This window comes from Aggregatibacter sp. oral taxon 458 str. W10330 (assembly GCF_000466335.1).
Lineage (GTDB): Bacteria > Pseudomonadota > Gammaproteobacteria > Enterobacterales > Pasteurellaceae > Aggregatibacter.
Window position 1 is genome coordinate 73,252 of sequence record NZ_KE952594.1, and the last position, 26,799, is coordinate 100,050.

The following is a 26,799-nucleotide window of genomic DNA, read 5'->3' on the forward strand; positions in this document are numbered from 1 at the left end:
AGATAAGTAAGATCGCTCCAATTGTTTAACCAATGGAGTAATTATGTCTATTCTATTACAACGCATTAATTTAAAAAATCGATTAATGCCTTTTTTGTTCACGCTAATTTTAGCCGGCTGTAATGCCAATTTTATGGGGAATAGCTTCACCAGTGAACTCAAAAAAGATGCGAATGCAAGTTCTGAATTTTATATGAATAAAATTGGGCAAACACAAAAAATCGAAGATCAACAAACCTACAAACTATTAGCCGCGCGTGTACTCGTGACGGAAAACAAAGTGCCTCAAGCCCAAGCGCTATTAAACGAATTAAGCACGCTCAATCCGGATCAATTATTGGATAAATCACTTATTGAGGCGCATATCGCTGCCGTACAAGGCAATAATCAACACGCTGAAGATTTATTACGCCGTGTGGATTTAACGCAATTAAGCAGTTCTCAAGTTGGCCGTTATTATGCAGTGAAAGCGCGCATAGCTGAAAACAAAAATGCCATTATTGATGCGGTGAAAGCACGTATTCAAATGGATCAAGTGCTCACTGATGTACCTCGAAAACAAGAAAATAATGACCGCACTTGGGCGTTATTACGTCAAGCGAATCGCGGCTTATTAAATAATACGCCGGATGAAGGCAATTTAGCCTTAGCCGGCTGGTTGGCACTCGCCCGTGCTTATAACGATAATTTAAGTCAGCCGACCCAATTAAGCCAAGCTTTGCAAAATTGGAAATCGGCTTATCCGAATCACTCTGCGTCTTATTTATTCCCAACGGAATTACAAGGCTTGTTCAATTTCCAACAAACATCACTTTCTCAAGTCGCCTTGCTTTTACCGCTAAGTGGTAATGGTCAAATTCTCGGTAACACCATCAAATCCGGTTTTGATGCAGCCAAAGGCGACAATACCGCCGTTCAAGTGCAGGTTTATGATACCGTTGCAACCCCTATCAACGATATTATTGCGCAAGCTAAACAAGCCGGTGTTCGTGCGATTATCGGACCTTTGCTAAAACAAAACGTAGATAGCGTATTAAATAATCCGTCTGATATTCAAGGCATGGACGTTCTTGCATTGAACTCTACACCAAATGCCCGTGCTATTGGTCAAGTTTGCTATTATGGCTTATCTCCTGAAGATGAAGCCGAATCCGCCGCCAATAAAATGTGGAAAGATGGCATTCAAGCGCCAATGGTTGCGGTGCCACAAAACGATTTAGGACAACGTACTGCGACAGCATTTAACATTCGTTGGCAACAACTTTCCGGTACTGATGCGAATATTAAATATTACAACCAAACCGGTGATGTGGGTGTCGCGTTACAAGGCCAAAACGTACAAGGTCTTTATGTTGTTGCGAAAAGTGAAGAATTGGCTGATGTAAAATCCGTGATTGATAATAGCGGCAGCAATATCAAATTGTATGCCAGCTCACGCAGCAACTCCTCCAATAACGGACCGGAATACCGCTTGTTAATGAACGGACTACAATTTAGTGATATTCCGTTCTTCAAAGACACGGATTCTGCGCAATATCAAAAAATTGCCACCAATACTAATGGCGACTACTCATTAATGCGTTTATACGCCATGGGAGCTGATGCTTGGTTGTTAATCAGTCACTTCAATGAATTACGCCAAGTGCCGGGGTATCAAATTGACGGCTTAACCGGTAAATTAAGCGCAGGCCCGAACTGCAATATCGAACGTGATATGACTTGGTTCCAATATCAAAACGGTGGTATTCAGGTATTAAACTAAGTTGAACGTATGTTCTCTCTAAAACGTCAACAAGGGGCGAGATTTGAACACAAAGCTCGCCTCTTTTTAGAATCTCAAGGCTTAACTTTTCTCGCTGCCAATCAAACATTCAAATGCGGTGAACTGGATCTGGTGATGCTGGATCAAGACACTATCGTGTTTGTCGAAGTCCGCCAACGTAAAAACGATCACTTCGGCTCTGCCATAGACAGTGTGGATTGGAAAAAACAACAGCGTTGGCTGAATGCGGCAAGCCTTTGGCTGGCACAGCGGAAACAAAGTTTAGAAGATACAGACTGCCGTTTTGACTTAGTCGCTTTCGGCAAAACCGAGCAAGATATCCAATGGATCCCCAACTTTCTTGATTAATCACTATGCTAAATAAACTCAATGATTTATATGAGGAAAATATTAAAACTCATATTTACGCCAAAAGCCTGTTAAGTACACAAATTGTCGAGGCGGCACAACGCATGATCAGCTGTCTCTTGCAAGGCAATAAAGTGATTGTGTGCGGAGAGGGGCGTTCTTATATTAATGCCCAATGCTTAGTGGCGAATTTATTAAATCGCTACGAATTAAAACGCCCGAGCTTTCCTTCTGTTTTATTGAGCTTAGATAGTGCGGTCAGTTCTACCTTTATTTCTGATCTTGCCTTAGAAAAATTATATCAACACCAATTTAACGCCACTGCGCAAAAAGGCGATATGCTGGTGGCATTCGCGCCTTTAGGTAATGAAAAGAACGTGCTCAATATTATTACGCATGCGGTCAATAAAGACATCACAACTCTTGTTTTAACCGGTAGCAGCCACGATCATATTCAAGGCATTTTGACCGAAAACGATTTACACATCGCGGTGCCAAGCGCAAAAGAAAGCCGATTGTTGGAAAATCACTTATTTATTATTAACAGTATTTGTGAACTTATTGATTTTAAACTCTTTTCTCATTCATAGCTTGACAAAAACCGTCCATTCAAGCCACACTAGCGCATAATTACCACACAGACAAAGGAGACAATGATGCTAACAAGTCCATTAAAAAAACTGGTTCTTGTGTTAACGACAGCCTGCTTATTACAAGGTTGTGTTGCCGCCGCGATTGGTGGTGCTGCGGTTGCCGGTGCGACAAAAGTTGCCACCGATCCTCGCACCATGGGAACACAAATTGACGATGAGACGTTAGAACAACACGTCTATTCCGCCATCAAAAAAGATCCACAAATTAAATCGGAAGCGCGTATTAGTGTCACTGCATATAGTGGTCGTATCTTATTAACCGGTCAAATACCGAATGAAAGTTTGCGCGACGTTGCCACCGGATTGGCCAAAGGCGTACAAAACGTCAACGATGTTTATAATGAAGTTCGTGTAGGAGAAAAAGTCAGTTTTACTCAAATGAGCAAAGACGCTTGGATTACCAGCCAAATTAAATCCAAAATGCTTGTTGATTCCAAAGTGAAAACCAGTGACATCAAAGTGGTAACAGAAAATAATGAAGCCTTCCTCATGGGCAATGTAACCCAAGATCAGGGCAATGCGGCCGCAGAAATTGCGCGTAATGTTTCGGGTGTGACCAAAGTTGTCAAAGTTTTTAATTACTTAAATTAACATTCAAGGCGACGCTTATACGCCACTGTTCTTATATGACAAAAAGGTGCATGACGCACCTTTTATTATAGCTAGCCAAAGTCTGGCTATAAAAACAATACGCTATGCGTATGGAGCCAAATAGCTTAAGAGATGAACAGAAAAAATCCTCGCGATATAATGAACAAGGCTGACAACCAAAATTCAACATATAGGAGGATTATTTACCCCTCGTAGCGTGCATCTTGATGCACGACCAAATTACACACGGAACGTTATTTAACTCTTTCGGGCATTCACGATTTCGTGCAACAAGTTGCACGCTACAATTCTTATATGACAAAAAGGTGCATAGCGCACCTTTTTATTTGCCTTTGATTTACGTATTTAAGTGCGGTCAATTTTCGAGGTGAATTTCATTTTTGTGTTTCACAATCACCATATGATGATCCGCAAATTTCTGCGCAAGCGTTTGGATTGATTGTCCATTTGGCAACACAAGATGCGGGGCGATCTCGACCAATGGAATGATCACAAACTCGCGCTGATGCATATCATAATGCGGCACGGTCAGGCGTTCTGACTGAATAATGTGATCAGCGTAAAGCAAAATATCCAAATCTAATGTACGCTCTCCCCAACGGCGCAAACGAACACGCCCTTGTTCATGTTCAATGCGTTGCAATTCATCCAACAATGCCAGCGGCGCAAGTGAGGTTTCCAAACAGGCAACCGCATTCACATAATCCGACTGATCTTGTGGCCCAAGTGGCTTACTTTGATAAAAAGAACTCACCGCCGTTAATCTTGAATCAGAAAGCGCATTTAACGCCTGCAATGCGGCAGTCAGTTGCGCCTGAGGATTTGCAAGATTACTTCCTAAGGCAATATACACCTTATTCATGACTCACCTTTTTCGCAGAATGATGTCGCTTACGACGATGATATTTCCGTTTTTTAGGCTGACTCGGTAACTCTTTTACCAAATCTTGTCGTTGGGTTTCGTTGCTAAATTGGTATTCATGCCACCATGCCGCCAATTCCACCGCTTCACCACCCTCAATTTCTGCCCTCATAACCAATAAATCAAAGCCGGCACGGAATTTTGCTTGCTCAATGGCACGTTGTACGGATTTTGGCGTACGTTTTAAAAACTGTAATTGCAATAACCAAATTTCACGAATAACAGCCGTATGGCGACGCGGTACGGCTAAACTTTTACACAATTGCTCAAGTATATCATTTGAGGCTAACGCATAAGCATCGTAATTATTCAGCCCCCCTTCATTTTTTAACACCTCAACCCGTTCGCGTAAGGGATACCAAAAAAAGGCGGCAAATAAAAATGCCGGATTGATGGGGAGTTTGTCCGCCACGCGCTCATCCGTTGAAGTTAGCGCACGCAAAATCATTTTTTCCGTCATGCTATCTTCATACTCGGTAAAATAGGGCGTTAATAATGGGAAAAGCGGCTCAAACAAACCATATTGACGTAATAGCCGATAAGTTTTGACGCCATGCCCACTTTGCAATAGCTTCAAGCTTTCTTCAAATAAACGTGCCGGTGGAATATTTTTGAGTAAATGGGCAAGAGATTTAATCGGCGCATCACTGGGTTTATCCAAAAACATATCCAATTTCGCCATAAAGCGAATAGAACGCAACATCCGCACCGGATCTTCTTGATAGCGGGTAACCGGATCACCAATTAAACGCAACTTTCCATTTTTTAAATCATCAATACCGTTAAAGAAATCTTTTAGCGTGTTGTCTTGTGGATTGTAATAGAGGGCGTTTACGCTAAAATCGCGACGTTCTGCATCTTGTTCCAGGGTGCCATACACGTTATCACGCAACAGCATGCCTTCTTCGCTTTGCTTGGCCAGCTTTTCGTTATGATGCTCTGCATGACCGGCGCGAAATGTCGCCACCTCAATAATCTCACGTCCAAACATCACGTGCGCTAAGCGAAAACGTCGCCCTACTAAACGGCATTGACGTTGAAAAACCGCTTGAATTTGTTCCGGACGCGCATTGGTCGCCACATCAAAATCTTTCGGTTTTTTGCCCAGTAATAAATCACGCAAACAACCGCCGACCACATAGGCTTCATAACCTTGGCGTTGTAATTTTTCCACCACCGTTAATGCATTACGATTAAACATACGCGGTGTGATGCCGTGCACGGAGGCTTTAATGCTATGTTTAACCGCTTTATGCGGTAGATTGCGTTTATTATGAGATCCCCCCTGTGCTTTATTCTTGACAGATTCAGCGACAACAGAAGTTTTTTTAGATGAGGTTTTGACGTCATTTTGAGCAACAGGATGTTTTTTCGTTTTTTTGCTCAAAAGATTTTTAATATAGGTAAAAATAAGACATCTCCATTATTCGACAATAAAGTAAAAGTGCGGTCTAAAAATAAGATGATTTTTGACCGCACTTTTATTATTTAGTGGCATTAGCCGACCATTTGTTTTTCACGAATTTCCGCTAAGGTTTTACAGTCAATACAAAGATCCGCTGTCGGGCGCGCTTCCAAGCGTTTAATGCCAATTTCCACGCCACAAGATTCGCAATAACCAAAATCGTCGTTATCTAATTTTTTTAAGGTACTTTCGATTTTTTTCATTAATTTACGCTCACGATCGCGAGTACGCAATTCCAAGCTAAATTCCTCTTCTTGCGTTGCTCTATCAGAGGGATCCGGAAAATTAGACGCCTCATCTTGCATATGCGCCACAGTTCGAGACGCTTCATCTCTAATTTGATCATGCCAAGCTTGAAGGATTTTTCTGAAATGCAGCACTTGCTGCTCATTCATATACTCTTCGCCTTTTTTCTCTTTGTACGGCTCAACACCGGCTAACGCTAATAAGCTCAAAGACGCTTTACTCATTTGTATCTCCTAATAAAAAACGCATCCATTTAACACGTCTAAAACGCCACTTATCTGTGTTGCTTTTGCGGATTATCAAAGTAACACCAAAATTAAAACAGACCTTAGTTTTTGAAAGGCGTAATAAATAACAGAACTTCCTCAAATGATCAAATGAATTTACGTTTCATTTCATCGTTTTTACCTTAATTTTTCTAAATTTGCGATCTTGCACGCATTATTGATTCGCCGGTTTATCTCTCCCCTCGGTTTTCTTTCATATTACGCCTTGAGTTAAATAATAAAGTGCGGTTAAAAACGTGACTATTTCATTAGATAAATTCGCCGGTTGCCTGATTTTCAGCGGATTAACACTGCTCGTTTTACCGGATAATTGGCTTTTATCATGGGAAATGGGTGCCTATATCGCATTTCCGATATTACTTATAATGTTACTGTGTTATCGCCTTAAATTAACGCGTTTATCCACCTTCCTTGCCTATTGTTTATTGTGTTTAGCACAACTGATTTATGTGCATTACCCTGCCCTGTCACTTCTTCAACAAGCGGATAATATCTCCCATCTGCCTAACCCCCTTCACACCGAATTCACCGTGCAAGAAATATTGCATCAACAAGATTTTCAAACACTGGTCATTGTCGCCAAACTCGCTGAGCATTTGCCGGAACAGCGAATTTATGCGCAATGGAAAGCGCCACACAAAGTAAAAATTGGTGAGCGCTATGCAGGAGATTTACGTCTACGCCCCCTTTCTTCTCGTTTAAATATGCACGGCTTTGATCGCCAACAATGGTACTTTAGTAAACGCATTACTGCGTGGGCGGACGTGAAAAGTGCGGTCAAAATCGAGCAGGTTTTTTCATGGAGGCAAAACGCACTTCATCATGCGCTCAAGCAAACAGAACTGTTATCTCAACAAGGATTGCTATTAGCTCTAGGGTTTGGCGAACGGGCATGGCTTAAAAACGCCACCTGGCAAATTTATCAAAAAACTAACACAGCGCACTTGATCGCGATTTCAGGATTACATATCGGCCTGGCGATGATGTTAGGTTTTGCCTTGGCGCGCTTACTCCAATTTACGTTTCCAACTCATTACATCAGCCCAACCTTTCCGATTTTCTGCGGCATGATTTTAGCCCTGCTTTATAGCCAGCTTGCCGGACTGGCCATCCCTACGTTGCGTGCCATGATCGCTCTCGCTTTACTCTACGCCATTCAGCATTTACGGCTGCATTGGACGGTGTGGCAACTGTTATTGCGAGTGGTCGCACTACTGATTTTTATCGATCCGCTCATGTTGCTTTCCACCAGTTTTTGGCTATCCGTCGGTGCAGTCACCTGTTTAATTATTTGGTATCAATGTTTTCCGCTTTCCTTATTACACTGGCGCGGCAAATCATTCACCCATTCGCCTTGGGGAAAAGTGCGGTACGTTTTCGGTTTATTTCATTTGCAACTTGGTTTGCTTTGGTTATTCACGCCGATTCAATTGTTATTTTTTAACGGCATTTCCCTAAACAGTTTTATTGCCAATCTTATTGCCGTGCCACTTTATAGCTTCATTTTAGTGCCGTTGGTGCTGTTTGCTGTGCTCACCCAAGGCAGCTGGAACACCTGGTGGCTTGCCAATGATCTGGCAGAAAAAATCACCGCACTTTTAGCCCCTTTGGAGGATCATTGGCTGGCCATTTCTCTTTCGCAAAGTTTATGGATTACGCTTGTTTTAACTAGCCTGTTTTTAGGCTTGCTGTATTATGTTTATAAACCACCAAAACTGCTCTCTTCTCCATTAGAATTGGCCAAATACGCTCGTTTAAAAGGCTTTCACCTCGCTGCTGAACGCACCTTGAGTTTACCGTTACAAAAGGCAATTTATGGATTAGGTTGCGGATTGATTGTATTTTGCGGCGTTGCGTTAGCGCACCATTCCTTTTTCCGTCCAAACTGGCAATTAGACACCCTAGATGTGGGGCAAGGGTTAGCCACCCTGATCGTGAAAGACGGCAAAGGCGTGCTATACGACACCGGCGCAAGTTGGGACAGCGGCAGTATGGCGCAGTTAGAAATTCTGCCTTATTTACAGCGACAAGGCATTCAGTTGGAATGGCTGATTTTAAGCCATGATGACAACGATCATTCAGGTGGTGCCCGTGCGATATTATCCGCTTATCCCGATATTCAATTGACCACCGCGTCGCAAAAACGCTATGGCGAAAAAAACACGGCAGAAAACGACCGCACTTTTTGCCTTGCCGGCAAACAATGGACATGGCAGGGATTGCACTTTACCGTACTCTCCCCCGATAACATCGTGCCCCGTGCGGAAAATCCCGATTCCTGCACGCTGTTCTTAACCGACGGCAAACACCACATTTTACTGACAGGCGATGCCGATCTCAACGTGGAATACAAGATTCTACCAAAGCTAGATAAAATCCATGTGCTACAGGTGGGACACCATGGCAGCAAAACCTCGACAGGAGAGGCATTCGTGCGCCACACACAGCCGGATATTGCGCTAATTTCCAGTAGCCGTTGGAATCCTTGGCATTTTCCCCATCAAACGGTCGTTGATCGCTTAACGCAACACCATGCCAAACTCTATAACACGGCAGAAGACGGACAAATCCGTTTATTATTTGAAGAAAACGACATCAAAATTCAAACAGCACGGGCGGAATTTTCGCCATGGTATCGCAGATTAATTGGCTTGAAGGGTAAATAAAGGTACAATGCGCCATTATTTTTGACCCAACGACAGATATTATGACGCAAGATCACGATCTTTCTACCCTGCAAACCTTCAAACGATTATGGCCGACCATTAGCCCTTATAAAACCGGTCTTATTGCCGCCGGCATTGCATTGGTGCTCAATGCGTTAACCGATTCCGGTTTAATTTTCTTACTTAAACCCTTGTTAGATGAAGGCTTTGGCAAGGCAGACGCCCATTTCTTAAAGCAAATGTCGGTTTTTGTGGTATTACTGATCATTTTTCGTGGTATTTCCGGATTTGTTTCTAACTATTGTTTGGCGTGGGTATCCGGCAAAGTGGTGATGACCATGCGTCGCCGTTTATTCAAACACTTAATGTTTATGCCGGTGAGTTTTTTTGATAAAAATGCGACCGGCAAACTACTCTCCCGCATCACTTACGATTCAGAAGTGATCGCCAATGCCTCTTCAGGTTCCTTGGTCACTATTGTGCGCGAAGGTGTCTATTTGATTTCCCTGTTGGGCATCATGCTTTATACCAGCTGGCAACTGTCGGTGGTGTTGCTGATTATCGGTCCGATTATCGGCGTGTTGATCAGTTTAGTCTCAAAGAAATTCCGTAATCTCAGCCGGAATATGCAAAACTCCATGGGCGATTTAACCTCTACCACAGAGCAAATGTTAAAAGGGCATAAAGTGGTGCTGTCTTTCGGCGGGCAAGTTATCGAGGAAGAACGCTTCAATCAAGTGAGCAACGATATGCGCCGTAAAGGCATGAAAATGGCGGCGGCCGATGCCATTGCCGATCCGGTGGTTCAAATCATCGCCTCGTTTGCCCTTGCCGCCGTGTTATACCTTGCGAGTTTCCCTTCCATCATGGATCAAAACTTAAGTGCGGGGACATTTACCGTTGTTTTCTCTTCCATGCTTGCCTTAATGCGTCCGTTAAAATCCTTAACGAACGTCAACGCCCAATTCCAACGTGGTATGGCAGCCTGTCAAACCTTGTTCAGTATTTTGGATATGGAAACGGAAAAAGATACCGGCACGTATAAAGCAGACCATGTGAAAGGTGACCTTGAATTTAAAAATGTCACCTTCCGCTATGAGGACAAAGACGAACTTGCCTTGGATAATATTTCCTTCCGGATTCCTCATGGCAAAACGGTGGCATTAGTGGGGCGTTCCGGTTCCGGTAAATCTACCATCGCGAATTTAGTGACCCGCTTCTATGATGTGACTCAAGGTGAAATTCTATTAGACGGCGTGAATATTCAAGATTATCGCCTATCGGATTTACGCGAAAATTGCGCCGTTGTCTCACAACAAGTGCACTTATTCAACGATACCATCGCCAATAATATCGCTTATGCAGCGGAAGATAAATACAGCCGTGAAGAAATTATCAACGCAGCAAAAGCGGCACACGCAATGGAGTTTATCGAACATTTAGAACATGGTTTGGATACCGTTATTGGCGAAAATGGCGCCAGCTTATCCGGCGGTCAACGCCAACGTTTAGCTATTGCTCGTGCCTTATTGCGTAATTCACCGGTGTTAATTTTAGATGAAGCGACCTCCGCTTTAGATACGGAATCCGAGCGTGCAATTCAAGCCGCATTGGAAGAAATTCAAAAAGATCGTACCGTTTTGGTGATCGCGCATCGTTTATCCACCATTGAAAAAGCGGACGAAATTCTTGTCATTGAAAACGGACAAATTAAAGAACGCGGCAACCACCAAGCCCTATTGGCACAAGGCGGTGCGTATAAACAATTACACGGCATGCAGTTTAAATAATTAACCTAAGGAGAAAGTATGCAGTTTTGGTATTCCCGTTCGTGGATCACATGGCTACTCTGCCCTTTCTCCTTGCTATTTTGGCTAATTAGCGCTTTTCGTCGTGCTTTATTTCGTTTTCATGTCTTAACATCTTATCGTGCACCGGTTCCCGTCGTGGTCGTTGGTAATTTGTCGGTGGGCGGAAATGGTAAAACACCCGCGGTGATTTGGTTAGTCGAAGAGCTCCGCAAGTGCGGTCTGAATGTTGGGGTGATTTCCAGAGGTTATGGTAGCCAAACGAAAACCTATCCTTTGTTGGTCACACCGGCCAGTGATCCGGTGCAAGCCGGTGATGAGCCGGTTTTAATTGCCACACGGACCCAAGCCCCGGTTTGCATTTCACCCAATCGCCAACAAGCCATTGAATGTCTATTACAACATACGCCTTGTGATGTCATCATCAGCGATGACGGCTTGCAACATTACAAATTACAGCGTGATGTTGAAATCGTGATCATGGATGCTCAACGTGGTCTAGGCAACGGTTTCTTGTTACCGGCAGGCCCGCTACGCGAATTGCCAAGCCGTTTACAATCCGTCGATTTCATTATTACCAACGGTGCAGAAAATCAATACAGCGATGCGGTGATGCTGTTAAAACCACAATACGCCGTCAATTTAGTGACCAAAGCACAACGTCCATTAAATGAATTTAACCACGCCACGGCTATTGCCGGCATCGGTAATCCACCACGTTTTTTTGCGATGTTAGAACAACAGGGAATCACATTAAGCGAAACCCAAGCCTTCCAAGATCATCAGGCTTTTACCGCCTCTTTGTTTGATAAATTCGATAAAAATCAACCGCTCTTCATGACCGAAAAAGATGCGGTGAAGTGCCTCGCCTTTGCGCAAGAAAATTGGTGGTATGTGCCGGTAACCACGGAAATCCAAGGGGCTAAAACGCAGCAACTAATTCAAAAAATCGTGCAAAAGTGCGGTCCAAAATCAAAATAAAACACCATGAATAAGCAATTATTGGATATTCTGGCTTGCCCAACTTGCCATGGACATTTGGAATACGATGAGCAACATCAACGTTTAATTTGTCGCGTTGAAAATCTTGCCTACCCGATCAAAAACGGTATTCCGATATTATTAGCAGAACAGGCAGAAACATTAAGCCAATCAGAGGAAAAGTAACATGACCCAATTCACCGTAATCATTCCCGCCCGTTACGCCTCCAGCCGTTTACCGGGCAAACCCTTAGCAGACATTGCTGGCAAACCGATGATTCAACATGTTTTTGAACAAGCCAAACAATCCGGTGCGAGCCGAATTATTATTGCCACGGATAATCAACAAGTGGCTACCTCTGCCAAAAATTTTGGTGCAGATGTGTGCATGACGGCAGAAAGCCACAACTCGGGCACAGAACGCTTGGCTGAAGTGGTGGAAAAACTGGCGATTCCCGACAACGAAATCATTGTGAACATTCAAGGCGATGAACCGCTTATTCCGCCGGTGATCGTCAAACAAGTAGCAGAAAATCTCGCGAAATACCCTGTCAACATGGCAAGCCTTGCGGTCAATATCGACGAGCCTGAGGAATTATTTAATCCCAATGTGGTGAAAGTGCTGACCGACAAAGACGGCTATGTGCTTTATTTCTCCCGCGCCGTGATTCCTTGGGATCGCGATCAATTTGCGCAAATGAACGACGTAGCAAAATTGCAACTGAATACTCAATACCTGCGCCACATTGGGATTTATGCTTACCGCGCCGGTTTCATTAAACACTATGTGCAATGGCAACCGACCGCATTAGAACACATCGAAAAACTGGAACAGCTACGCGTGCTTTGGAACGGCGAAAAAATTCATGTAGAACTCGCCAAAGAAGTGCCGGCAGTGGGTGTCGATACCGCCGAAGATTTGGAAAAAGTGCGGTCGATTTTGACAAAGAAATCACATTAAAGAAAATACTCCCCTCTTTAGAAAAGAGGGGAATTTGCTTTAAAAAAGCAAAGACTATAATGTTTCAAATCATTTCAATATAAAATCCGACTTAATCATTCATGATGACTTTTGACGCCAAAAAATTCCTCGCTAACGTACCGCACTTACCGGGCGTTTATCGTATGTATGACGATAGCAACACGGTGATTTATGTGGGCAAGGCGAAAGATCTGAAAAAACGCTTATCCAGTTATTTTCGCAAGCAGTTAAACAGCAAGAAAACAGAAGCGTTGGTGGCATCAATTCATCATATTGAAACCACGATTACCACCTCGGAAACAGAAGCACTCCTGCTTGAGCACAATTACATCAAAACCTATCAGCCGCGTTATAACGTGTTGTTACGCGATGATAAATCCTATCCATATATTTTATTAACCAAAGAAACGCATCCTCGTATTACCTCTTATCGAGGCTCGAAAAAAATCCAAGGGGAATATTTCGGCCCTTATCCCAATGCCGGCGCGGTGCGTGAAACCTTGTCTTTGTTGCAAAAATTGTTCCCTATTCGGCAATGCGAAAATTCGGTGTATAACAATCGCTCGCGTCCTTGTTTGCAATATCAAATTGGGCGTTGTCTTGCCCCCTGCGTAAAAGGTTATGTGACTGACGAGGCCTATGCGCAGCAAGTGAATTTTGCCCGCTTGTTCTTACAGGGCAAAGATCAACAAGTCTTGGATCATTTGGTCAAACAAATGGAACAGGCAAGTCAGCAACTGAATTTTGAAGAGGCGGCACGGGTTCGCGATCAAATTCAGGCGGTACGCGCAGTAATTGAAAAACAATTTGTCGCCAACGATCGCCATGATGACATTGATATTATCGCCATCGCCTACCAACTTGGTGTGGCTTGCGTGCAGGTGTTGTTTATCCGTCAGGGTAAGATTTTGGGTAATCGTAGCTACTTCCCGAAAGTACCAAGCAATACCAATCTGGCAGAACTCACTGAAACCTTTGTTGGGCAATTTTATTTACAGGCACACCAAGGCAGAACCATTCCGAACACCATTATCGTGGATCAAAAACTGGAAGAAAAAGCGGATTTAGAAGTTTTGTTAAGCGACCAAGCAGGACGAAAAGTTATCATTCAAGATCACGCTAAAGGCGATAAAAGCAAATACCTGCAACTCGCACAAATGAATGCCAAAGCCGCGTTAGTGACCAAGTTAAAACAATCTACCTTGCAACATGATCGCTATGCCGCCTTGCAGGAATTACTCGGTATCGATGCCATCAAACGCATGGAATGTTTTGATATCAGCCACACCATGGGCGAACAAACCATCGCTTCCTGCGTGGTGTTCAATCAGGACGGGCCGCTAAAATCCGATTATCGTCGTTTCAACATCAGCGGCATCACCAAAGGCGATGACTACGCGGCTATGGAGCAAGCACTGTTAAAACGCTATGACAAAGATTTGGAAGAAGACAAAATCCCCGACATTATTTTTATCGACGGCGGCAAAGGACAACTCAACCGTGCATTACAGGTGTTTGAAAATCTCAAAGTAAAATGGAATAAAAACCGACCGCACTTAATTGGTGTGGCCAAAGGCGTCGATCGTCGTGCCGGCTTGGAAACCCTGATTTTAAGCAAATGGGATAAAGAATTGCATTTGCCCTCAGACAGCCTTGCACTCCATTTAATCCAACATATCCGCGATGAAAGCCACAACCACGCCATCAGCGGACACCGTAAGAAACGCCAACAACATTTCACCCAAAGCGGCTTAGAAAGCATTGAAGGCGTAGGCGCCAAACGCCGCCAAGCGCTCCTCAAATACCTCGGCGGCTTACAAGGCGTTAAAAATGCCACTCTCGATGAAATTGCCTCCGTCCCCGGCATTTCAAAAGCATTGGCAGAAAAGATTTTTGAGACGTTACAGCATTAAGACTTGCCATGCAAAATAAAGAATAATTTGCTAAAAAGACAATTTTTATGCAAAATCCGTTTATATTTATCTTGCTGGAATTCGTATGCTTAACAAACCTAACTCGCTTCTACAGGCGTTTAAAGACTTATTGCGTCAAGAAAAATTCGGCTCGCAGAGCGAAATTGTGACTGAATTGCAAAAACTCGGATTTCATTCGATCAATCAATCGAAAGTCTCCCGAATGCTCACCAAAGTCGGGGCGGTACGCACACGTAATACTCGCATGGAAATGGTGTATTGCCTTCCTACGGATCTCACCGTGCCACAAGCCGCCAGTTCACTGAAAGAGCTGGTGTTAGATATTGATCATAACAATATGCTGATTGTGATTCATACCAGCCCCGGCGCGGCACAACTCATTGCTCGTTTACTGGATTCGATCAGCAAAGCCGAAGGTATTTTAGGCAATATTGCCGGGGACGATACCATTTTTGTCACCCCAACCCGCGATACCGATATTCAGCGATTATTTGCCAAAATACAGGCATTATTTGATCATTCAAATGAATCCATTTAGACGCTTATGAGAATTCTTATTACCGGTGCAACCGGCTTTATTGGCACAGCCCTCGTGCCGCAACTTTTGGCGCGAAATCATCACCTCACCGCATTCGTGCGCGATATTTCAGCCGCGCAAGCCAAACTCCCCGCTTCTCCCAATATCGAATACATTAATACGCTAGATTATTTTCAACATTTAGATCAATTTGATGCCGTCATTAATCTGGCCGGCGAACCAATTTTTCACCGTCGTTGGACAGATGAACAAAAATGCCGCCTAAAAGACAGCCGAATTACTTTAACGCAACAACTGGCAGACCTAATTAATCGTGGCACAACACCACCTTGTTTTATTTCAGGTTCTGCGACCGGTTATTATGGCGATGGTCAAGAGCAGGTTTTACATGAGGGAAGCGCACCGGCAACAAACTTTATCGGTGAATTATGCCAAGCTTGGGAGGCAGCGGCATTACAGGCTCGCACGCGCGTTTGTATTATGCGAACCGGCATGGTTCTCGGCAAACAAGGTGGGGCACTGACTAAAATGTGGCCGCTATATTCTTGTTGTCTCGGTGCGAAACTAGGTTCCGGACAGCAATATTGGGCATGGATCGCCCTTGAGGATATGGTAAACGCGATGTTATTTTTACTCGAACAGGATACTTGCCAAGGCGTATTTAATCTCGTTGCGCCACACGCCATTCGTCAAAAAGACTTTCACGCTATGCTAGGACGTGCCATCAAACGTCCTCAACAGCCCTTTGCCGCACCGGCATTGATGTTGAAATGTCTTCTTGGGGAACGCGCCTCGCTATTACTGGACAGCCAGCATATTCAGCCTCAACATTTACTTGCGCAAGGCTTTCAATTCCGCTATCCGACATTGTCATCTTATTTGCCTGACCTGATTTAAGCGTTGCTTCAAACGTCATGGTGGATATTTATGGTCGCACAGTGGAAATTATCTCATTCCGTCAGAATACGCGGATCCTATTGTAGCGTGCAACTTGTTGCACGAAATCGTGAATGCCCGAAAGGGTTAAATAACGTTCTCTGTGTGGTTTAGTCGTGCATCAAGATGCACGCTACACACTGACCTGATTTAAGCGTTGCTTTAAACATCATGGTGGATATTTATGGTCGCACAGTGGAAATTATCCCATTCCGTCCAAAGACGCAGTTCCTATTAGCAAAAGTGCGGTGAAAAATGAATATATTTCCTACCGCACTTTGTTGCTATATATAAAAACAGCCGCTTATTATCAAAGCGGCTGTTGATGTTGTCTCTAAATTAAAGAACGCGACGCGACTGCGTGTATGTTTTCGCCCAGTAGCTATCATCTAAGGACTCAATGATCACACCACGGCTTGTGCTAGAATGCATAAATCGATTGTTACCAATATATACACCTACATGATTATTTTTACGGAAGAAGACTAAATCGCCCACTTTTAATTCATGCTTCTGAATTTGCTTGCCAACATGGCGTTGTTCCGCAGTGGAACGTGGTAATGCTAAACCGTAGGCTTTGAGAAAGGTTGTTTGCATAAAACCGGAGCAGTCGATCCCGCCTTTAGTCAACCCGCCTAAACGATAACGCGTACCTGCCCATTCTTGGTAGATTTTCGCAAGTCGTTTATCGGTAATCTCAGAATATTGACGTGGTTTGTTGGTTTTTAGCGTGGTGCTAATGAGTTGATTTAATTGAGCTTCATCTTGTGTCGAGGCTGTTGAATTTTCAGATGTCGTAGAACAAGCCGTTAATACAAATAGCGGAAGAAGAATAAAAAATTTCTTAAACATAGGTAATCGTCGTTATTTTAAAAGTTATTTATACATAAAAATTCTCAGCGATCCTAGCGTAAAATAAAGAAAAAATCCAGAAAAAGCTCAATTTAATTTCATAAAATTCATGTTCTATCGCCTATATCGTGCATAAAAGGAATTTTATGCACGATATATTGAATATTAGAGAGACTAGTTAGAGGTGTCTAATTCAGGGAAGGATTTCACCAAATCATCTACGGCTTTCATTTGTGAAACAAAGGCTTCCAATTTATCTAACGGTAAGGCTGACGGGCCATCACATTTGGCTTTGCTCGGTTCTGGGTGCGCCTCTAGGAATAGGCCTGCCAAGCCAACCGCTAAACCGGCGCGGGCAAGTTCGGTAACTTGCGCGCGACGCCCACCGGAGGCAGCGCCAAACGGGTCACGACATTGCAATGAATGGGTCACATCAAAAATCACCGGACAACCTTTAGAGACATTTTTCATCACGCTGAAACCCAACATATCAACAATTAAATTGTCATAGCCGAAATTCGTGCCACGATCACACAAAATCACTTTATCGTTGCCGCATTCAGCGATTTTTTCCACAATATTACCCATTTGTCCCGGACTTAAAAATTGCGGTTTTTTTACATTAATGATCGCACCGGTACGCGCCATCGCTTCGACTAAATCTGTTTGGCGAGCAAGAAATGCCGGTAACTGAATAATATCCGCCACCTCGGCAACCGGTTGGCATTGATAAATTTCATGTACATCCGTAATGATTTTTACGCCGAATGTTTGCTTTAACTCAGCAAAAATCTTCAATCCCTGCTCCATGCCCGGGCCGCGATAAGAATGAATGGAAGAACGGTTTGCCTTATCAAAAGAGGCTTTGAATACATAAGGCACACCCAATTTTTGCGTCACTTCCACATATTTTTCACACACTTGCATTGCCATATCGCGGCTTTCGAGCACATTCATGCCGCCAAATAAGACAAAGGGTTTATCGTTGGCAATTTGAATATCGCCTAATTGAATGAGTTTATTTTGCATACGTTTTCCTTATTTATTTTCAGTTTGCGCCCAACAACCTAATGTTACGCGCTCATTATTTCCGTAATCCCGTAAAGTTTCAATCGATGTCCAAAAATTCTCTTGGAAAATCGACCGCACTTTTTCCCCTTGTTGCCAACCATGTTCCACCAACAGATAACCGCCTGTCCGCATAAATTTCGGCGCATTGGCGATAATATGACGTAAGTCCGCATAGCCTTCTTCTTCCGCCACTAACGCCGACAAGGGCTCAAAGCGTACATCTCCTTGGGTTAAATGTTCATCCTTTGCATCAATATAAGGCGGATTACTCACAATCAAATCAAATGTGCCAGTCACCTTGTCAAACCAATGGCTTTGTAAAAAACTGACGTCTAACTGATTTTTTTCCGCATTAGATGTCGCCAAAGCCACCACATTCGGCATGACATCCACTCCGATAATTTCCGGTTGAATGTGTTTTTTTTGCGCAATGGGTTTCAGTTCAGAGGCTAACGCCAAGGCAATCGCCCCCGTGCCGGTACCTAGATCTAAAATACGAAAACATTGGGAATCTTGACCGCACTTTTGTAGCTTTTCAATGGCAATCGCTAGCGCTTTTTCCACCAGAATTTCGGTATCCGGACGCGGAATCAGCGTACCTGCTGAGACATTTAACGGCAACGACCAAAATTCTTTTTCACCGAGAAGATAAGCGATAGGCTCACCTTGCAAACGGCGGGATAAAAGTGCGGTCAGTTTTTCTTGTGTTTTTTCATCCAGCTGCGTCTCACCAAAAGCCAAAATAAATGCACGCGATTTTTGTGTCACAAATTGCAATAACACTTGTGCATCGGTTTTACCATTTTCAGCGGGATTTCCTTGATTTAACGCTTGCGCGGCGTGTTGCAGCCATTGTTGGTAGTTCATGTTTGTTCAATAAAAATGAACGAGCCGTTAAGCTCGTTCTCTCGTTAATTCTGTTCGGACAATGCCGCCAACTGATCCGCCTGATATTCGGTGATAATCGGCTGAATCAAGTCATCAATTTTACCGTTCATCACTTCATCTAAACGATAAATTGTCAGGTTAATGCGGTGATCTGTCACACGCCCTTGTGGGTAATTGTAGGTACGAATTTTGTCAGAACGGTCACCGGAACCCAAAAGGTTACGACGGGTATCCGCTTGCTCTTGTGCCAATTTTTCCTGTTCTTGTTGTACTAAACGGGAAGCCAGCACGGACAAGGCTTTGGCTTTATTTTTATGTTGTGAACGCTCATCCTGACATTCCACCACCATGCCGGTTGGAATATGCGTAATACGCACGGCAGAATCGGTTTTATTGATATGCTGACCACCTGCACCGGAGGCACGATAGGTGTCAATACGCAAATCTGACGGGTTAATTTCCGGCATTTCAGATTCCGGCAACTCCGGCATCACCGCAACAGTACACGCAGAGGTATGAATACGCCCTTGTGACTCAGTTTTTGGTACACGTTGTACACGGTGGCCGCCTGATTCAAATTTTAATTGGCCATAGGCGCCATCGCCGCTCACAAGGGCAATAATTTCTTTAAATCCGCCCTGCTCGCTTTCGTTTTCACTCAGCACTTCAATGCGCCAGCGTTTGGTTTCCGCATAACGGCTGTACATACGGAAAAGATCGCCGGCGAAAATCCCGGCTTCATCCCCACCGGTACCGGCGCGGATTTCAAGGTAGCAGTTATATTCGTCGTTCGGATCTTTCGGTAATAAGAGAATTTGTAAATGCTGCTCAACTTGTTCCAGTTCGGCTTTGGATTCTTCAATCTCCATTTGTGCCATTTCTTTCATTTCCGGATCGTCAAGCAGGAGCTGCGCTTCTTCTAAATTGGCATTGAGTTGATTCCAACGGCTAAAACTTTTCACCACGTCTTCAAGTTGCGAATATTCTTTGGAATAGGCTCTGAATTTATCTTGCTCACTAATGACAGAAGCATCGCCTAGCAACGCTTCAAGCTCTTCATAACGTTCTTTTAAGCTATCTAATTTACTGATAATAGAGGGTTTCATTCTTTAACCTTCGAAGGAAAATGGACAGGGAAATAAAAAAATCGGGGCATTCTAGCACAGAATCGGCTGGTTGTTGAACTTTACAAATAAAGAAAGGCGCTGTTAATGAACATGAGCGCCTTCCAAAAGGGATTTTAAGCCTCTGTTTAGGCGAATTTACACATACTCTACGTCAATAATTTCAAATTCAACCACACCACCCGGTGTTGTGATATTCACCACATCATCCACTTCTTTGCCGACCAATCCCCGCGCAATCGGTGAATTCACCGAAATCAAGCCGTTTTTAATATCCGCTTCATCATCCCCCACAATGCGGTAAGTGACTTCCTCATCTGTATTGGTATTGACTAAAACTACCGTCGCACCAAAAATCACTTTGCCATTATTCGGCATTTTTGTGACATCAATAATTTGGCAATTCGCAAGCTTGCCTTCAATTTCCTGAATGCGACCTTCGCAGAAGCCTTGTTGCTCACGGGCGGCATGGTATTCTGCATTTTCTTTTAAGTCGCCGTGTTCACGGGCTTCTGCAATGGCTTTAATAATTTCCGGGCGGCGTTCGTTCTTTAAATACTCCAGCTCTTTGCGTAAAAGTTCTGCACCTCGAACCGTAATGGGAATTTGTTGCATATAAGATTTTCCTTAATTTAGATAAAGAAAAACTGCGGGATCGCAACGATCCCCCAGTATCAATTAATCATGTTGCGAGAAAACTTTACTCTCGTCTGTTCGCGTACTATTATTGTTCGTCTTACAAAAAATAGCAACCACAACTCTGAATTATGTATAAGTTTTCACCACGTCGGATCTTCTCAAAAACCCTTTTATTTCTTACCTTAACCGCCTCCGTACACAGCTTCGCCAATGTTGATTTAAACCCTTATCTCAGCAACTTGCCCGAAGGCGCCAATCTGGCATTTATCGCTAAAAACCTGCACCAAGATAAAATTGTCGCTGATTATCACGGACAAACCTTCATGTTGCCGGCCAGTACCCAAAAAGTCTTCACCGCGTTAGCCGCCAAACTCGCCCTTGGTGATTCGTTTCAATTTCAGACCGCACTTTTAACCAACGGAGATATTCAAAACGAACAATTAAATGGCGATTTAATCGTGCGTTTCACCGGTGATCCGGATTTAACCAGTGGACAACTTTTTAATTTATTATCAGAACTGAAAAAGCAAAATATCAGTAAAATCACCGGCAATCTCATTTTGGATACCTCCGTATTCACCAGCCATGATCGCGGTTCAGGCTGGATTTGGAACGATTTAACCATGTGTTTTAATGCCCCACCGGCGGCGGTAAACATTGATAATAACTGCTTTTATGTAGATATTGACGCCAACCAATCGCCAGGCGAATCAGTGAAATTTAACGTGCCGTCACAATATCCCATCCAAGTGTTCGGGCAAGTTTATGTGGCAGACAAAGACGAAGCGCCTTATTGCCAGTTAGATGCCTTGGTGCATGACAACAATCGCTATCAAGTAAAAGGCTGTTTAGCACGCCAAGCGAAACCCTTCGGGTTAAGTTTTGCCGTGCAAGATCCGAATGCCTTTGCGGCAGCAGTCATTCAACGTCAGCTCAAACGCCTCAACATTGAATTTAACGGACAAGTCCAACAACCCTATCGCCAACAACAAGGGCAAGTATTAGCACAACATTTCTCCAAGCCGTTGCCCGATCTCATCAAAAAAATGATGAAAAAATCCGACAACCAAATCGCCGATGCCTTATTCCGCACGATTGCCTATCAGCAATACAAACGCCCGGCGTCTTTCCAGCTAGGCACATTAGCCATGAAAAGCGTGTTATCTCAAGTAGGCATTAAATTCGGCAATAGCATTATCGCCGATGGTTCCGGCTTATCCCGTCACAACCTCATCGCACCACAAACCATGTTACAGGTGTTAGATCACATCGCGAAAAATGAAGAAACGTTGCATCTATTAGACAGCTTCCCTGTTGCCGGTGTGGACGGAACATTAAGCGGACGCGGCTCTTTAATCAATCCGCCATTAGTCAAAAACGTCATCGCCAAAACCGGCGCCCTGAAAGGCGTTTATAATCTGGCAGGTTATCTCACCAACGCACGCGGTGAAAAAATCGCCTTCGTTCAATTTATCAATGGCTACTCCACCGGTGATCTTGAAAGCAAAACCAAACGCGCTCCTTTGGTACAATTTGAAAGCAGCCTGTATAACGCCTTATATCAAGATTGATGTTGCCAAATCGAATCAAGAAAAACACCGTAAAAAAACACCGCACTTATCACCGTATTTGGTGCGGTGAGATCATCGCAATCGTTTACGTTAGAGGGGGGAAATGGTAGAATGCGCCACCAGTTTTGGCGCGTGATACAATTTCTTGTCATAAGGGTGCGACCAAAATTCAATCCATCCCGGCATATAGACATTTTTAAGCAAAATTCATAAATAAATTGTTAGAGAAAACTATGACCAATATCCATAATCACAAAATCCTCATCCTCGACTTTGGTTCCCAATACACCCAACTTATCGCCCGTCGTGTGCGTGAAATTGGCGTGTATTGTGAGCTTTGGGCGTGGGATGTGACTGAACAACAAATCCTTGATTTCAACCCAACGGGAATTATCCTTTCCGGTGGCCCGGAAAGCACCACGGAAGAAAACAGCCCGCGTGCCCCAGAATATGTTTTTAACGCGGGTGTGCCGGTGCTAGGCATTTGCTACGGCATGCAGACTATGGCAATGCAACTTGGCGGTTTAACCGAAACCTCTGATCACCGCGAGTTCGGCTATGCTTCCGTTTTAATGGAAAATACCACCGCACTTTTCGCCGATCTTAATGACGGCGATAACAAATTGGATGTGTGGATGAGCCATGGCGATAAAGTCACTCGCTTGCCACAAAACTTCCAAGTGACCGGTACAACACCAACTTGTCCGATTGCCGCAATGTCTGACGAAAGCCGCCATTTCTACGGCGTGCAATTCCACCCAGAAGTCACACACACTAAAAAAGGCTTAGAATTATTAACCAATTTCGTGGTGAACATTTGCGGTTGCGAAACCAAATGGACTGCCGAAAACATCATTGAAGACGCCGTTGCCCGCATTAAAGAGCAAGTAGGCGATGACGAAGTGATTTTAGGTTTATCCGGCGGCGTGGATTCCTCTGTGGTTGCGTTGTTATTACATCGCGCCATCGGCAAAAACTTACATTGCGTGTTTGTCGATAACGGCTTATTGCGTTTAAACGAAGGCGATCAAGTCATGGAAATGTTCGGCAATAAATTCGGCTTAAACATCACGCGTGTCGATGCAGAAAGTCGTTTCTTAGGCGAACTTGCCGGCTTATCGGATCCGGAAGCGAAACGTAAAATTATCGGTAAAGTATTCGTGGACGTATTCGATGATGAGTCGAAAAAACTAACAAAAGTAAAATGGTTAGCACAAGGCACCATTTACCCTGACGTGATCGAATCTGCCGCAAGCAAAACAGGCAAAGCCCACGTCATTAAATCCCACCACAACGTAGGCGGCTTGCCGGATTATATGAAACTCGGCTTAGTCGAACCATTACGTGAATTGTTCAAAGATGAAGTGCGTAAAATCGGTCTAGCTTTAGGTTTACCGGCTGAAATGATCAACCGCCACCCATTCCCAGGCCCGGGTTTAGGCGTGCGTGTACTCGGCGAAGTGAAAAAAGAATACTGCGATTTATTACGCCGTGCCGATGCCATCTTTATCGAAGAATTACGCAACAGCGGTTGGTATGAAAAAACCAGCCAAGCCTTCAGCGTGTTCTTACCGGTGAAATCTGTCGGTGTGATGGGTGACGGACGCAAATATGACTGGGTGATTTCCTTGCGCGCCGTAGAAACAATTGATTTTATGACCGCACATTGGGCACATTTGCCTTATGATTTATTAGGCAAAGTCTCCAACCGCATCATCAACGAAGTGAACGGCATTTCCCGCGTCGTGTACGACATTAGCGGCAAGCCACCAGCAACGATTGAGTGGGAGTAAAAACCTGCATTTTCAAATTTAAACGGCTTGTAACCCTGAGAAATCAGGGTTACTTTTTTATTGAGAGAGATTCTCTCATCGAACGCAAGACAGACAACAATGATCTGCCTACAAGAACGCATTAACCGAACACGTTTTCCAAGTGAGCTTGGTAGTCAGCCAAATATTTTTCTACCTGTGGATTTTTAATTACATCAGTACATAAAAATGTTGGTAAGCGATTCATACCAAGGAATTCATTGAGTTTATGGAAATGCATATATAGCGCATCTACACCTTTACCTTCGAAAAAATCGCCTTCGCGAGTAAATGCTTCAAGTGGTGCATTCCAAGTGAGCGAAAGCATATGTTTTTTGCCCTGTAACAAGCCTCCAGTGCCATAGCCTTCCTTTGGGTTGACACGATGGCGACCGTCACTTTGATAGAGTTTGCCATGTCCACTGGTCAATACTTCATCGATATATTTTTTCACTGTCCATGGCTCATGCATCCACCAACCGGGCATCTGCCAAATCACGGCATCCATCCAGACAAATTTTTCAACTTCCGTTTCAATATCATACCCGGCATCAATCACCGTTTCTTTGACATGATGCCCCAGCGCAGTCAATACCTCTTTCGCCTTTTGTTGAAGCGTATGATTCAGCTTGCCATGAGAATGACCAAAATCTTTTCCACCGTCTAATAACAAAATGTTCATTTTTCCTCCTAAATATAGATGATGTCTAAAAAGGAACGCTATTATGCCCTTTTACTTCGTGTTTAAAAAGCACAAAATCACAGAATACGCTTGCCATAAACACATGGCATCAAACTATCGCTGCATCCAATGTGGTATGAATAATAAGCATGAATAAAAGGATTATTCACAAAAAGTACGGTGGTTTTGATGGGTGTTTTTTATGCGTTTAATGAATTTGGTGAGTTATATTTTCGTGCATCAAGATGTGCGCTACGATCTATAATTCTTTCATTCAATCTGTTATCTACTAGCTCATCTTGCTTATATAGATATCTATTTGTAATACTTTCAATTGTAGGTAAACTCATATTTTATTCCTTATTATCAGTTCGTAAATTAGCTCACCAGCTAGTTTGATCTGGATAACGCATATTTCCACAGGTGTTAATTTCTACATATTCTGTCCATTGTTCAGGCTCTATATCTTTTTCCTTATAGCGCAAAGTATATATTAATTTTACATAAGCGTATGCTTCTCCAGTTTTTCTAATAAAAATACTCTGCATAAACCCTTCCTCAGCTGAACGTTGCACATTGCAACAATTAGGATTTGAATTTTTAAATTCTTCAACAGATAAATAAGGTTCCACATATATTTCCTTTCCTTCAGGAGTTAATACGATGCGTGGAAGATCTTTTATTAAAAAATTAATTGCTTTATCTATTAATACATTATCTGTATATAGCTCAGAAAAGTATGCATTTTTCTCTTCACAATATCCTGCCAGTTTTTTTAATCCTATAAACTCATGATAAATAAAAAGAAAGGATACGATGATAAATAACACCCGATAATATTTTTTCATCTGAATAATCTCTAACATCCATCACCTAAATTAGCAAAAAATGTCTTTTCTCGTGGCTCAGTTATTCCGGATGCACCCTCCATGGTAAAAATTTTAGAGACTAGACTAAAATTCTCTGCCATAATAAATCGTCCCGGACCTTTCATGAACTCTTTTTTATCTACTGTGATAGAAGATTCATCTCTAGATATTATTTTGTCATCTAGCCTGTTATCAATTACTTCATCTTGTTTATATAAATATCTATTCGTAATACGTTCTATTGTTGGCAATGTCATTTCTTTTTTCTCCCTGATTAATTAAATAACTACCATCCGGTTCTAATTGGATAACTCATGTCTCCACAAGTATCAAATTCTATAAATCTATTCCGCTCAGCAGGAATAATATCTTTTTCTTCATACATCACAAGGTAGCTGATATGAACATAACCATAAGACTTACCTTGTTTTCTGATAGACAAATCTTGTACAAACCCATCATAAGCAGAGTCTTGTACCGAACAGCAATTAGGGTTTATTTTTTTAAATTCCTCGACTGTCTTATAGGGTATTATATGTAGCCTTCTTCCTTCTGGTGTAGATGCAACTTTAGGAAATCCGATCAATAAAAACTCAATAGCTCTATCAATTAATTCTTGCTCTGTATATAACTGAGAAATATTCGCGTCTTTCTTTTCGCAATATCCTAACACATTAACAAAGCCCTTAAATTCCATATGAAGAAAAGGCAATAACAACAACATAAAATAATATCGTTTTTTTACTTTTCTCATTTTATTGATTATTTTGATTATCATTTAAATATTTTACCCTTGCTACGTACCATTTTGGCAAATGGGAGGCTCTCTTTGATGTATAAAATTTCACGGCATTCCTACCACAGAAGCACTGTTAACCCCAAAATTATAAACAAGCACAAAAAACAATCAACACAAAGAAACCAAAACCGTGATCCCAATCACAACGTAGCGTGCAACTTGTTGCACGAATAAAAGATGTTAATAAACTAATTTTCTTTGAAAAGTGCGGTGATTTTGGTGGGCTTTTTTATGCGTTTAATGAATTTAGTGAGTTATATTTTCGTGCATCAAGATGCACACTACGCACAAAATCATAAATTACGCATCGAGGTTAATGTTTTAATCATTCG

General features: G+C 43.0%; 27 protein-coding genes. 14 read left to right on the forward strand and 13 right to left on the reverse strand.

Annotated features, from left to right (window positions below; genetic code table 11):
• Nucleotides 1-43 precede the first annotated feature (43 nt).
• From HMPREF9065_RS08185 to dolP, 4 genes are all read left to right on the forward strand, one after another.
• Nucleotides 44-1,762 carry a penicillin-binding protein activator gene (locus tag HMPREF9065_RS08185; protein ID WP_033002383.1) on the forward strand — a complete coding sequence of 573 codons (1,719 nt, stop codon included), beginning with the start codon at nt 44-46 and terminating at the stop codon, nt 1,760-1,762.
• A 9-nt stretch (nt 1,763-1,771) separates the two neighbouring features.
• Nucleotides 1,772-2,131, forward strand: a complete 360-nt coding sequence (locus HMPREF9065_RS08180) for a YraN family protein (RefSeq protein ID WP_021615363.1) — start codon at nt 1,772-1,774, stop codon at nt 2,129-2,131.
• A gap of 5 nt (nt 2,132-2,136) precedes the next feature.
• Nucleotides 2,137-2,721, forward strand: coding sequence for a D-sedoheptulose-7-phosphate isomerase (locus HMPREF9065_RS08175; RefSeq protein ID WP_021615364.1), 585 nt, complete (start codon nt 2,137-2,139; stop codon nt 2,719-2,721).
• Between the two features lie 66 nt (nt 2,722-2,787).
• Nucleotides 2,788-3,375, forward strand: coding sequence for a division/outer membrane stress-associated lipid-binding lipoprotein (gene dolP / locus HMPREF9065_RS08170; protein WP_033002384.1), 588 nt, complete (start codon nt 2,788-2,790; stop codon nt 3,373-3,375).
• 376 nt (nt 3,376-3,751) lie between these two features.
• Here the strand turns inward: dolP and folK are convergent, their stop codons facing one another.
• The 3 genes from folK to dksA all read right to left on the reverse strand — a co-directional run bounded on the left by folK (nt 3,752) and on the right by dksA (nt 6,253).
• Complete coding sequence (gene folK, locus HMPREF9065_RS08165) at nt 3,752-4,258, reverse strand: 2-amino-4-hydroxy-6-hydroxymethyldihydropteridine diphosphokinase (RefSeq protein ID WP_021615367.1); 507 nt, start codon at nt 4,256-4,258, stop codon at nt 3,752-3,754.
• Nucleotides 4,251-5,705: a polynucleotide adenylyltransferase PcnB gene (pcnB, locus tag HMPREF9065_RS08160; RefSeq protein WP_021615368.1), complete on the reverse strand. Its 1,455-nt coding sequence runs from the start codon at nt 5,703-5,705 to the stop codon at nt 4,251-4,253. The genes folK and pcnB overlap by 8 nt, the downstream gene beginning before the upstream one ends.
• Nucleotides 5,706-5,815: 110 nt before the next feature.
• The gene (dksA, locus tag HMPREF9065_RS08155; RefSeq protein WP_021615370.1) at nt 5,816-6,253 is read right to left on the reverse strand and encodes an RNA polymerase-binding protein DksA; all 438 of its coding nucleotides are present in this window, start codon (nt 6,251-6,253) and stop codon (nt 5,816-5,818) included.
• A 299-nt stretch (nt 6,254-6,552) separates the two neighbouring features.
• Between dksA and HMPREF9065_RS08150 the strand changes: the two genes are divergently transcribed.
• From HMPREF9065_RS08150 to HMPREF9065_RS08115, 8 genes are all read left to right on the forward strand, one after another.
• Entirely contained in the window at nt 6,553-8,982 is a 2,430-nt protein-coding gene (locus HMPREF9065_RS08150; protein WP_021615371.1) for a DNA internalization-related competence protein ComEC/Rec2, read from the forward strand.
• Nucleotides 8,983-9,023: 41 nt separating this feature from the next.
• Entirely contained in the window at nt 9,024-10,772 is a 1,749-nt protein-coding gene (gene msbA, locus HMPREF9065_RS08145) for a lipid A ABC transporter ATP-binding protein/permease MsbA (protein WP_021615372.1), read from the forward strand.
• Nucleotides 10,773-10,790: 18 nt separating this feature from the next.
• Nucleotides 10,791-11,771, forward strand: coding sequence for a tetraacyldisaccharide 4'-kinase (gene lpxK / locus HMPREF9065_RS08140; protein ID WP_033002385.1), 981 nt, complete (start codon nt 10,791-10,793; stop codon nt 11,769-11,771).
• 6 nt (nt 11,772-11,777) lie between these two features.
• Nucleotides 11,778-11,957, forward strand: a complete 180-nt coding sequence (locus HMPREF9065_RS08135; RefSeq protein WP_021615374.1) for a Trm112 family protein — start codon at nt 11,778-11,780, stop codon at nt 11,955-11,957.
• Nucleotide 11,958: 1 nt separating this feature from the next.
• Nucleotides 11,959-12,732 (forward strand): 3-deoxy-manno-octulosonate cytidylyltransferase, encoded by a 774-nt coding sequence (gene kdsB, locus HMPREF9065_RS08130; protein ID WP_021615375.1) that lies wholly within the window; start codon nt 11,959-11,961, stop codon nt 12,730-12,732.
• Between the two features lie 104 nt (nt 12,733-12,836).
• Nucleotides 12,837-14,666, forward strand: coding sequence for an excinuclease ABC subunit UvrC (gene uvrC, locus HMPREF9065_RS08125; protein WP_033002390.1), 1,830 nt, complete (start codon nt 12,837-12,839; stop codon nt 14,664-14,666).
• A gap of 85 nt (nt 14,667-14,751) precedes the next feature.
• Complete coding sequence (argR, locus tag HMPREF9065_RS08120; protein ID WP_021615377.1) at nt 14,752-15,225, forward strand: transcriptional regulator ArgR; 474 nt, start codon at nt 14,752-14,754, stop codon at nt 15,223-15,225.
• Nucleotides 15,226-15,231: 6 nt separating this feature from the next.
• Complete coding sequence (locus HMPREF9065_RS08115) at nt 15,232-16,122, forward strand: TIGR01777 family oxidoreductase (protein ID WP_021615378.1); 891 nt, start codon at nt 15,232-15,234, stop codon at nt 16,120-16,122.
• A 378-nt stretch (nt 16,123-16,500) separates the two neighbouring features.
• Here the strand turns inward: HMPREF9065_RS08115 and HMPREF9065_RS08110 are convergent, their stop codons facing one another.
• The 5 genes from HMPREF9065_RS08110 to greA form a co-directional block, all read right to left on the reverse strand.
• On the reverse strand, nt 16,501-17,013 hold the full coding sequence (locus tag HMPREF9065_RS08110) for an NlpC/P60 family protein (RefSeq protein ID WP_021615380.1): 513 nt from the start codon (nt 17,011-17,013) through the stop codon (nt 16,501-16,503).
• A gap of 174 nt (nt 17,014-17,187) precedes the next feature.
• On the reverse strand, nt 17,188-18,042 hold the full coding sequence (kdsA, locus tag HMPREF9065_RS08105) for a 3-deoxy-8-phosphooctulonate synthase (protein WP_021615381.1): 855 nt from the start codon (nt 18,040-18,042) through the stop codon (nt 17,188-17,190).
• 9 nt (nt 18,043-18,051) lie between these two features.
• Complete coding sequence (gene prmC / locus HMPREF9065_RS08100) at nt 18,052-18,951, reverse strand: peptide chain release factor N(5)-glutamine methyltransferase (protein WP_021615382.1); 900 nt, start codon at nt 18,949-18,951, stop codon at nt 18,052-18,054.
• 44 nt (nt 18,952-18,995) lie between these two features.
• Entirely contained in the window at nt 18,996-20,078 is a 1,083-nt protein-coding gene (gene prfA / locus HMPREF9065_RS08095) for a peptide chain release factor 1 (protein WP_021615383.1), read from the reverse strand.
• Between the two features lie 156 nt (nt 20,079-20,234).
• Nucleotides 20,235-20,711, reverse strand: a complete 477-nt coding sequence (gene greA / locus HMPREF9065_RS08090) for a transcription elongation factor GreA (protein ID WP_021615384.1) — start codon at nt 20,709-20,711, stop codon at nt 20,235-20,237.
• A 152-nt stretch (nt 20,712-20,863) separates the two neighbouring features.
• Here greA and dacB point away from each other — a divergent pair, with 152 nt between their 5' ends.
• Together dacB and guaA are read left to right on the forward strand one after the other, a co-directional pair.
• Nucleotides 20,864-22,306, forward strand: a complete 1,443-nt coding sequence (gene dacB / locus HMPREF9065_RS08085; protein ID WP_021615385.1) for a serine-type D-Ala-D-Ala carboxypeptidase — start codon at nt 20,864-20,866, stop codon at nt 22,304-22,306.
• Nucleotides 22,307-22,539: 233 nt separating this feature from the next.
• A complete protein-coding gene (gene guaA, locus HMPREF9065_RS08080) occupies nt 22,540-24,099 on the forward strand; it encodes a glutamine-hydrolyzing GMP synthase (RefSeq protein WP_021615386.1) in 1,560 nt (519 codons plus the stop codon).
• Between the two features lie 121 nt (nt 24,100-24,220).
• On the opposite strand, the gene HMPREF9065_RS08075 is transcribed toward guaA, so the two are convergent.
• The 5 genes from HMPREF9065_RS08075 to HMPREF9065_RS08060 form a co-directional block, all read right to left on the reverse strand.
• Nucleotides 24,221-24,799: an NAD(P)H-dependent oxidoreductase gene (locus tag HMPREF9065_RS08075; RefSeq protein WP_021615387.1), complete on the reverse strand. Its 579-nt coding sequence runs from the start codon at nt 24,797-24,799 to the stop codon at nt 24,221-24,223.
• A gap of 200 nt (nt 24,800-24,999) precedes the next feature.
• A complete protein-coding gene (locus HMPREF9065_RS10080; RefSeq protein ID WP_156901087.1) occupies nt 25,000-25,149 on the reverse strand; it encodes a hypothetical protein in 150 nt (49 codons plus the stop codon).
• A 33-nt stretch (nt 25,150-25,182) separates the two neighbouring features.
• Complete coding sequence (locus HMPREF9065_RS08070; protein WP_021615388.1) at nt 25,183-25,665, reverse strand: hypothetical protein; 483 nt, start codon at nt 25,663-25,665, stop codon at nt 25,183-25,185.
• On the reverse strand, nt 25,659-25,925 hold the full coding sequence (locus tag HMPREF9065_RS08065; protein WP_021615389.1) for a hypothetical protein: 267 nt from the start codon (nt 25,923-25,925) through the stop codon (nt 25,659-25,661). The genes HMPREF9065_RS08070 and HMPREF9065_RS08065 overlap by 7 nt, the downstream gene beginning before the upstream one ends.
• A gap of 29 nt (nt 25,926-25,954) precedes the next feature.
• Nucleotides 25,955-26,365 (reverse strand): hypothetical protein, encoded by a 411-nt coding sequence (locus HMPREF9065_RS08060; protein WP_232209090.1) that lies wholly within the window; start codon nt 26,363-26,365, stop codon nt 25,955-25,957.
• Nucleotides 26,366-26,799: the final 434 nt, after the last annotated feature.

Bases quoted from the DNA above. Each gene is read 5' to 3' on its own strand.
- HMPREF9065_RS08185 (WP_033002383.1), top strand. From the start codon at position 44: ATGTCTATTCTATTACAACGCATTAATTTAAAAAATCGATTAATGCCT.
- HMPREF9065_RS08180 (WP_021615363.1), top strand. From the start codon at position 1,772: ATGTTCTCTCTAAAACGTCAACAAGGGGCGAGATTTGAACACAAAGCT.
- HMPREF9065_RS08175 (WP_021615364.1), top strand. From the start codon at position 2,137: ATGCTAAATAAACTCAATGATTTATATGAGGAAAATATTAAAACTCAT.
- dolP (WP_033002384.1), top strand. From the start codon at position 2,788: ATGCTAACAAGTCCATTAAAAAAACTGGTTCTTGTGTTAACGACAGCC.
- folK (WP_021615367.1), bottom strand. From the start codon at position 4,258: ATGAATAAGGTGTATATTGCCTTAGGAAGTAATCTTGCAAATCCTCAG.
- dksA (WP_021615370.1), bottom strand. From the start codon at position 6,253: ATGAGTAAAGCGTCTTTGAGCTTATTAGCGTTAGCCGGTGTTGAGCCG.
- msbA (WP_021615372.1), top strand. From the start codon at position 9,024: ATGACGCAAGATCACGATCTTTCTACCCTGCAAACCTTCAAACGATTA.
- lpxK (WP_033002385.1), top strand. From the start codon at position 10,791: ATGCAGTTTTGGTATTCCCGTTCGTGGATCACATGGCTACTCTGCCCT.
- HMPREF9065_RS08135 (WP_021615374.1), top strand. From the start codon at position 11,778: ATGAATAAGCAATTATTGGATATTCTGGCTTGCCCAACTTGCCATGGA.
- kdsB (WP_021615375.1), top strand. From the start codon at position 11,959: ATGACCCAATTCACCGTAATCATTCCCGCCCGTTACGCCTCCAGCCGT.
- uvrC (WP_033002390.1), top strand. From the start codon at position 12,837: ATGACTTTTGACGCCAAAAAATTCCTCGCTAACGTACCGCACTTACCG.
- argR (WP_021615377.1), top strand. From the start codon at position 14,752: ATGCTTAACAAACCTAACTCGCTTCTACAGGCGTTTAAAGACTTATTG.
- HMPREF9065_RS08115 (WP_021615378.1), top strand. From the start codon at position 15,232: ATGAGAATTCTTATTACCGGTGCAACCGGCTTTATTGGCACAGCCCTC.
- HMPREF9065_RS08110 (WP_021615380.1), bottom strand. From the start codon at position 17,013: ATGTTTAAGAAATTTTTTATTCTTCTTCCGCTATTTGTATTAACGGCT.
- kdsA (WP_021615381.1), bottom strand. From the start codon at position 18,042: ATGCAAAATAAACTCATTCAATTAGGCGATATTCAAATTGCCAACGAT.
- prmC (WP_021615382.1), bottom strand. From the start codon at position 18,951: ATGAACTACCAACAATGGCTGCAACACGCCGCGCAAGCGTTAAATCAA.
- prfA (WP_021615383.1), bottom strand. From the start codon at position 20,078: ATGAAACCCTCTATTATCAGTAAATTAGATAGCTTAAAAGAACGTTAT.
- greA (WP_021615384.1), bottom strand. From the start codon at position 20,711: ATGCAACAAATTCCCATTACGGTTCGAGGTGCAGAACTTTTACGCAAA.
- dacB (WP_021615385.1), top strand. From the start codon at position 20,864: ATGTATAAGTTTTCACCACGTCGGATCTTCTCAAAAACCCTTTTATTT.
- guaA (WP_021615386.1), top strand. From the start codon at position 22,540: ATGACCAATATCCATAATCACAAAATCCTCATCCTCGACTTTGGTTCC.
- HMPREF9065_RS08075 (WP_021615387.1), bottom strand. From the start codon at position 24,799: ATGAACATTTTGTTATTAGACGGTGGAAAAGATTTTGGTCATTCTCAT.
- HMPREF9065_RS10080 (WP_156901087.1), bottom strand. From the start codon at position 25,149: ATGAGTTTACCTACAATTGAAAGTATTACAAATAGATATCTATATAAG.
- HMPREF9065_RS08070 (WP_021615388.1), bottom strand. From the start codon at position 25,665: ATGTTAGAGATTATTCAGATGAAAAAATATTATCGGGTGTTATTTATC.
- HMPREF9065_RS08065 (WP_021615389.1), bottom strand. From the start codon at position 25,925: ATGACATTGCCAACAATAGAACGTATTACGAATAGATATTTATATAAA.
- HMPREF9065_RS08060 (WP_232209090.1), bottom strand. From the start codon at position 26,365: ATGGAATTTAAGGGCTTTGTTAATGTGTTAGGATATTGCGAAAAGAAA.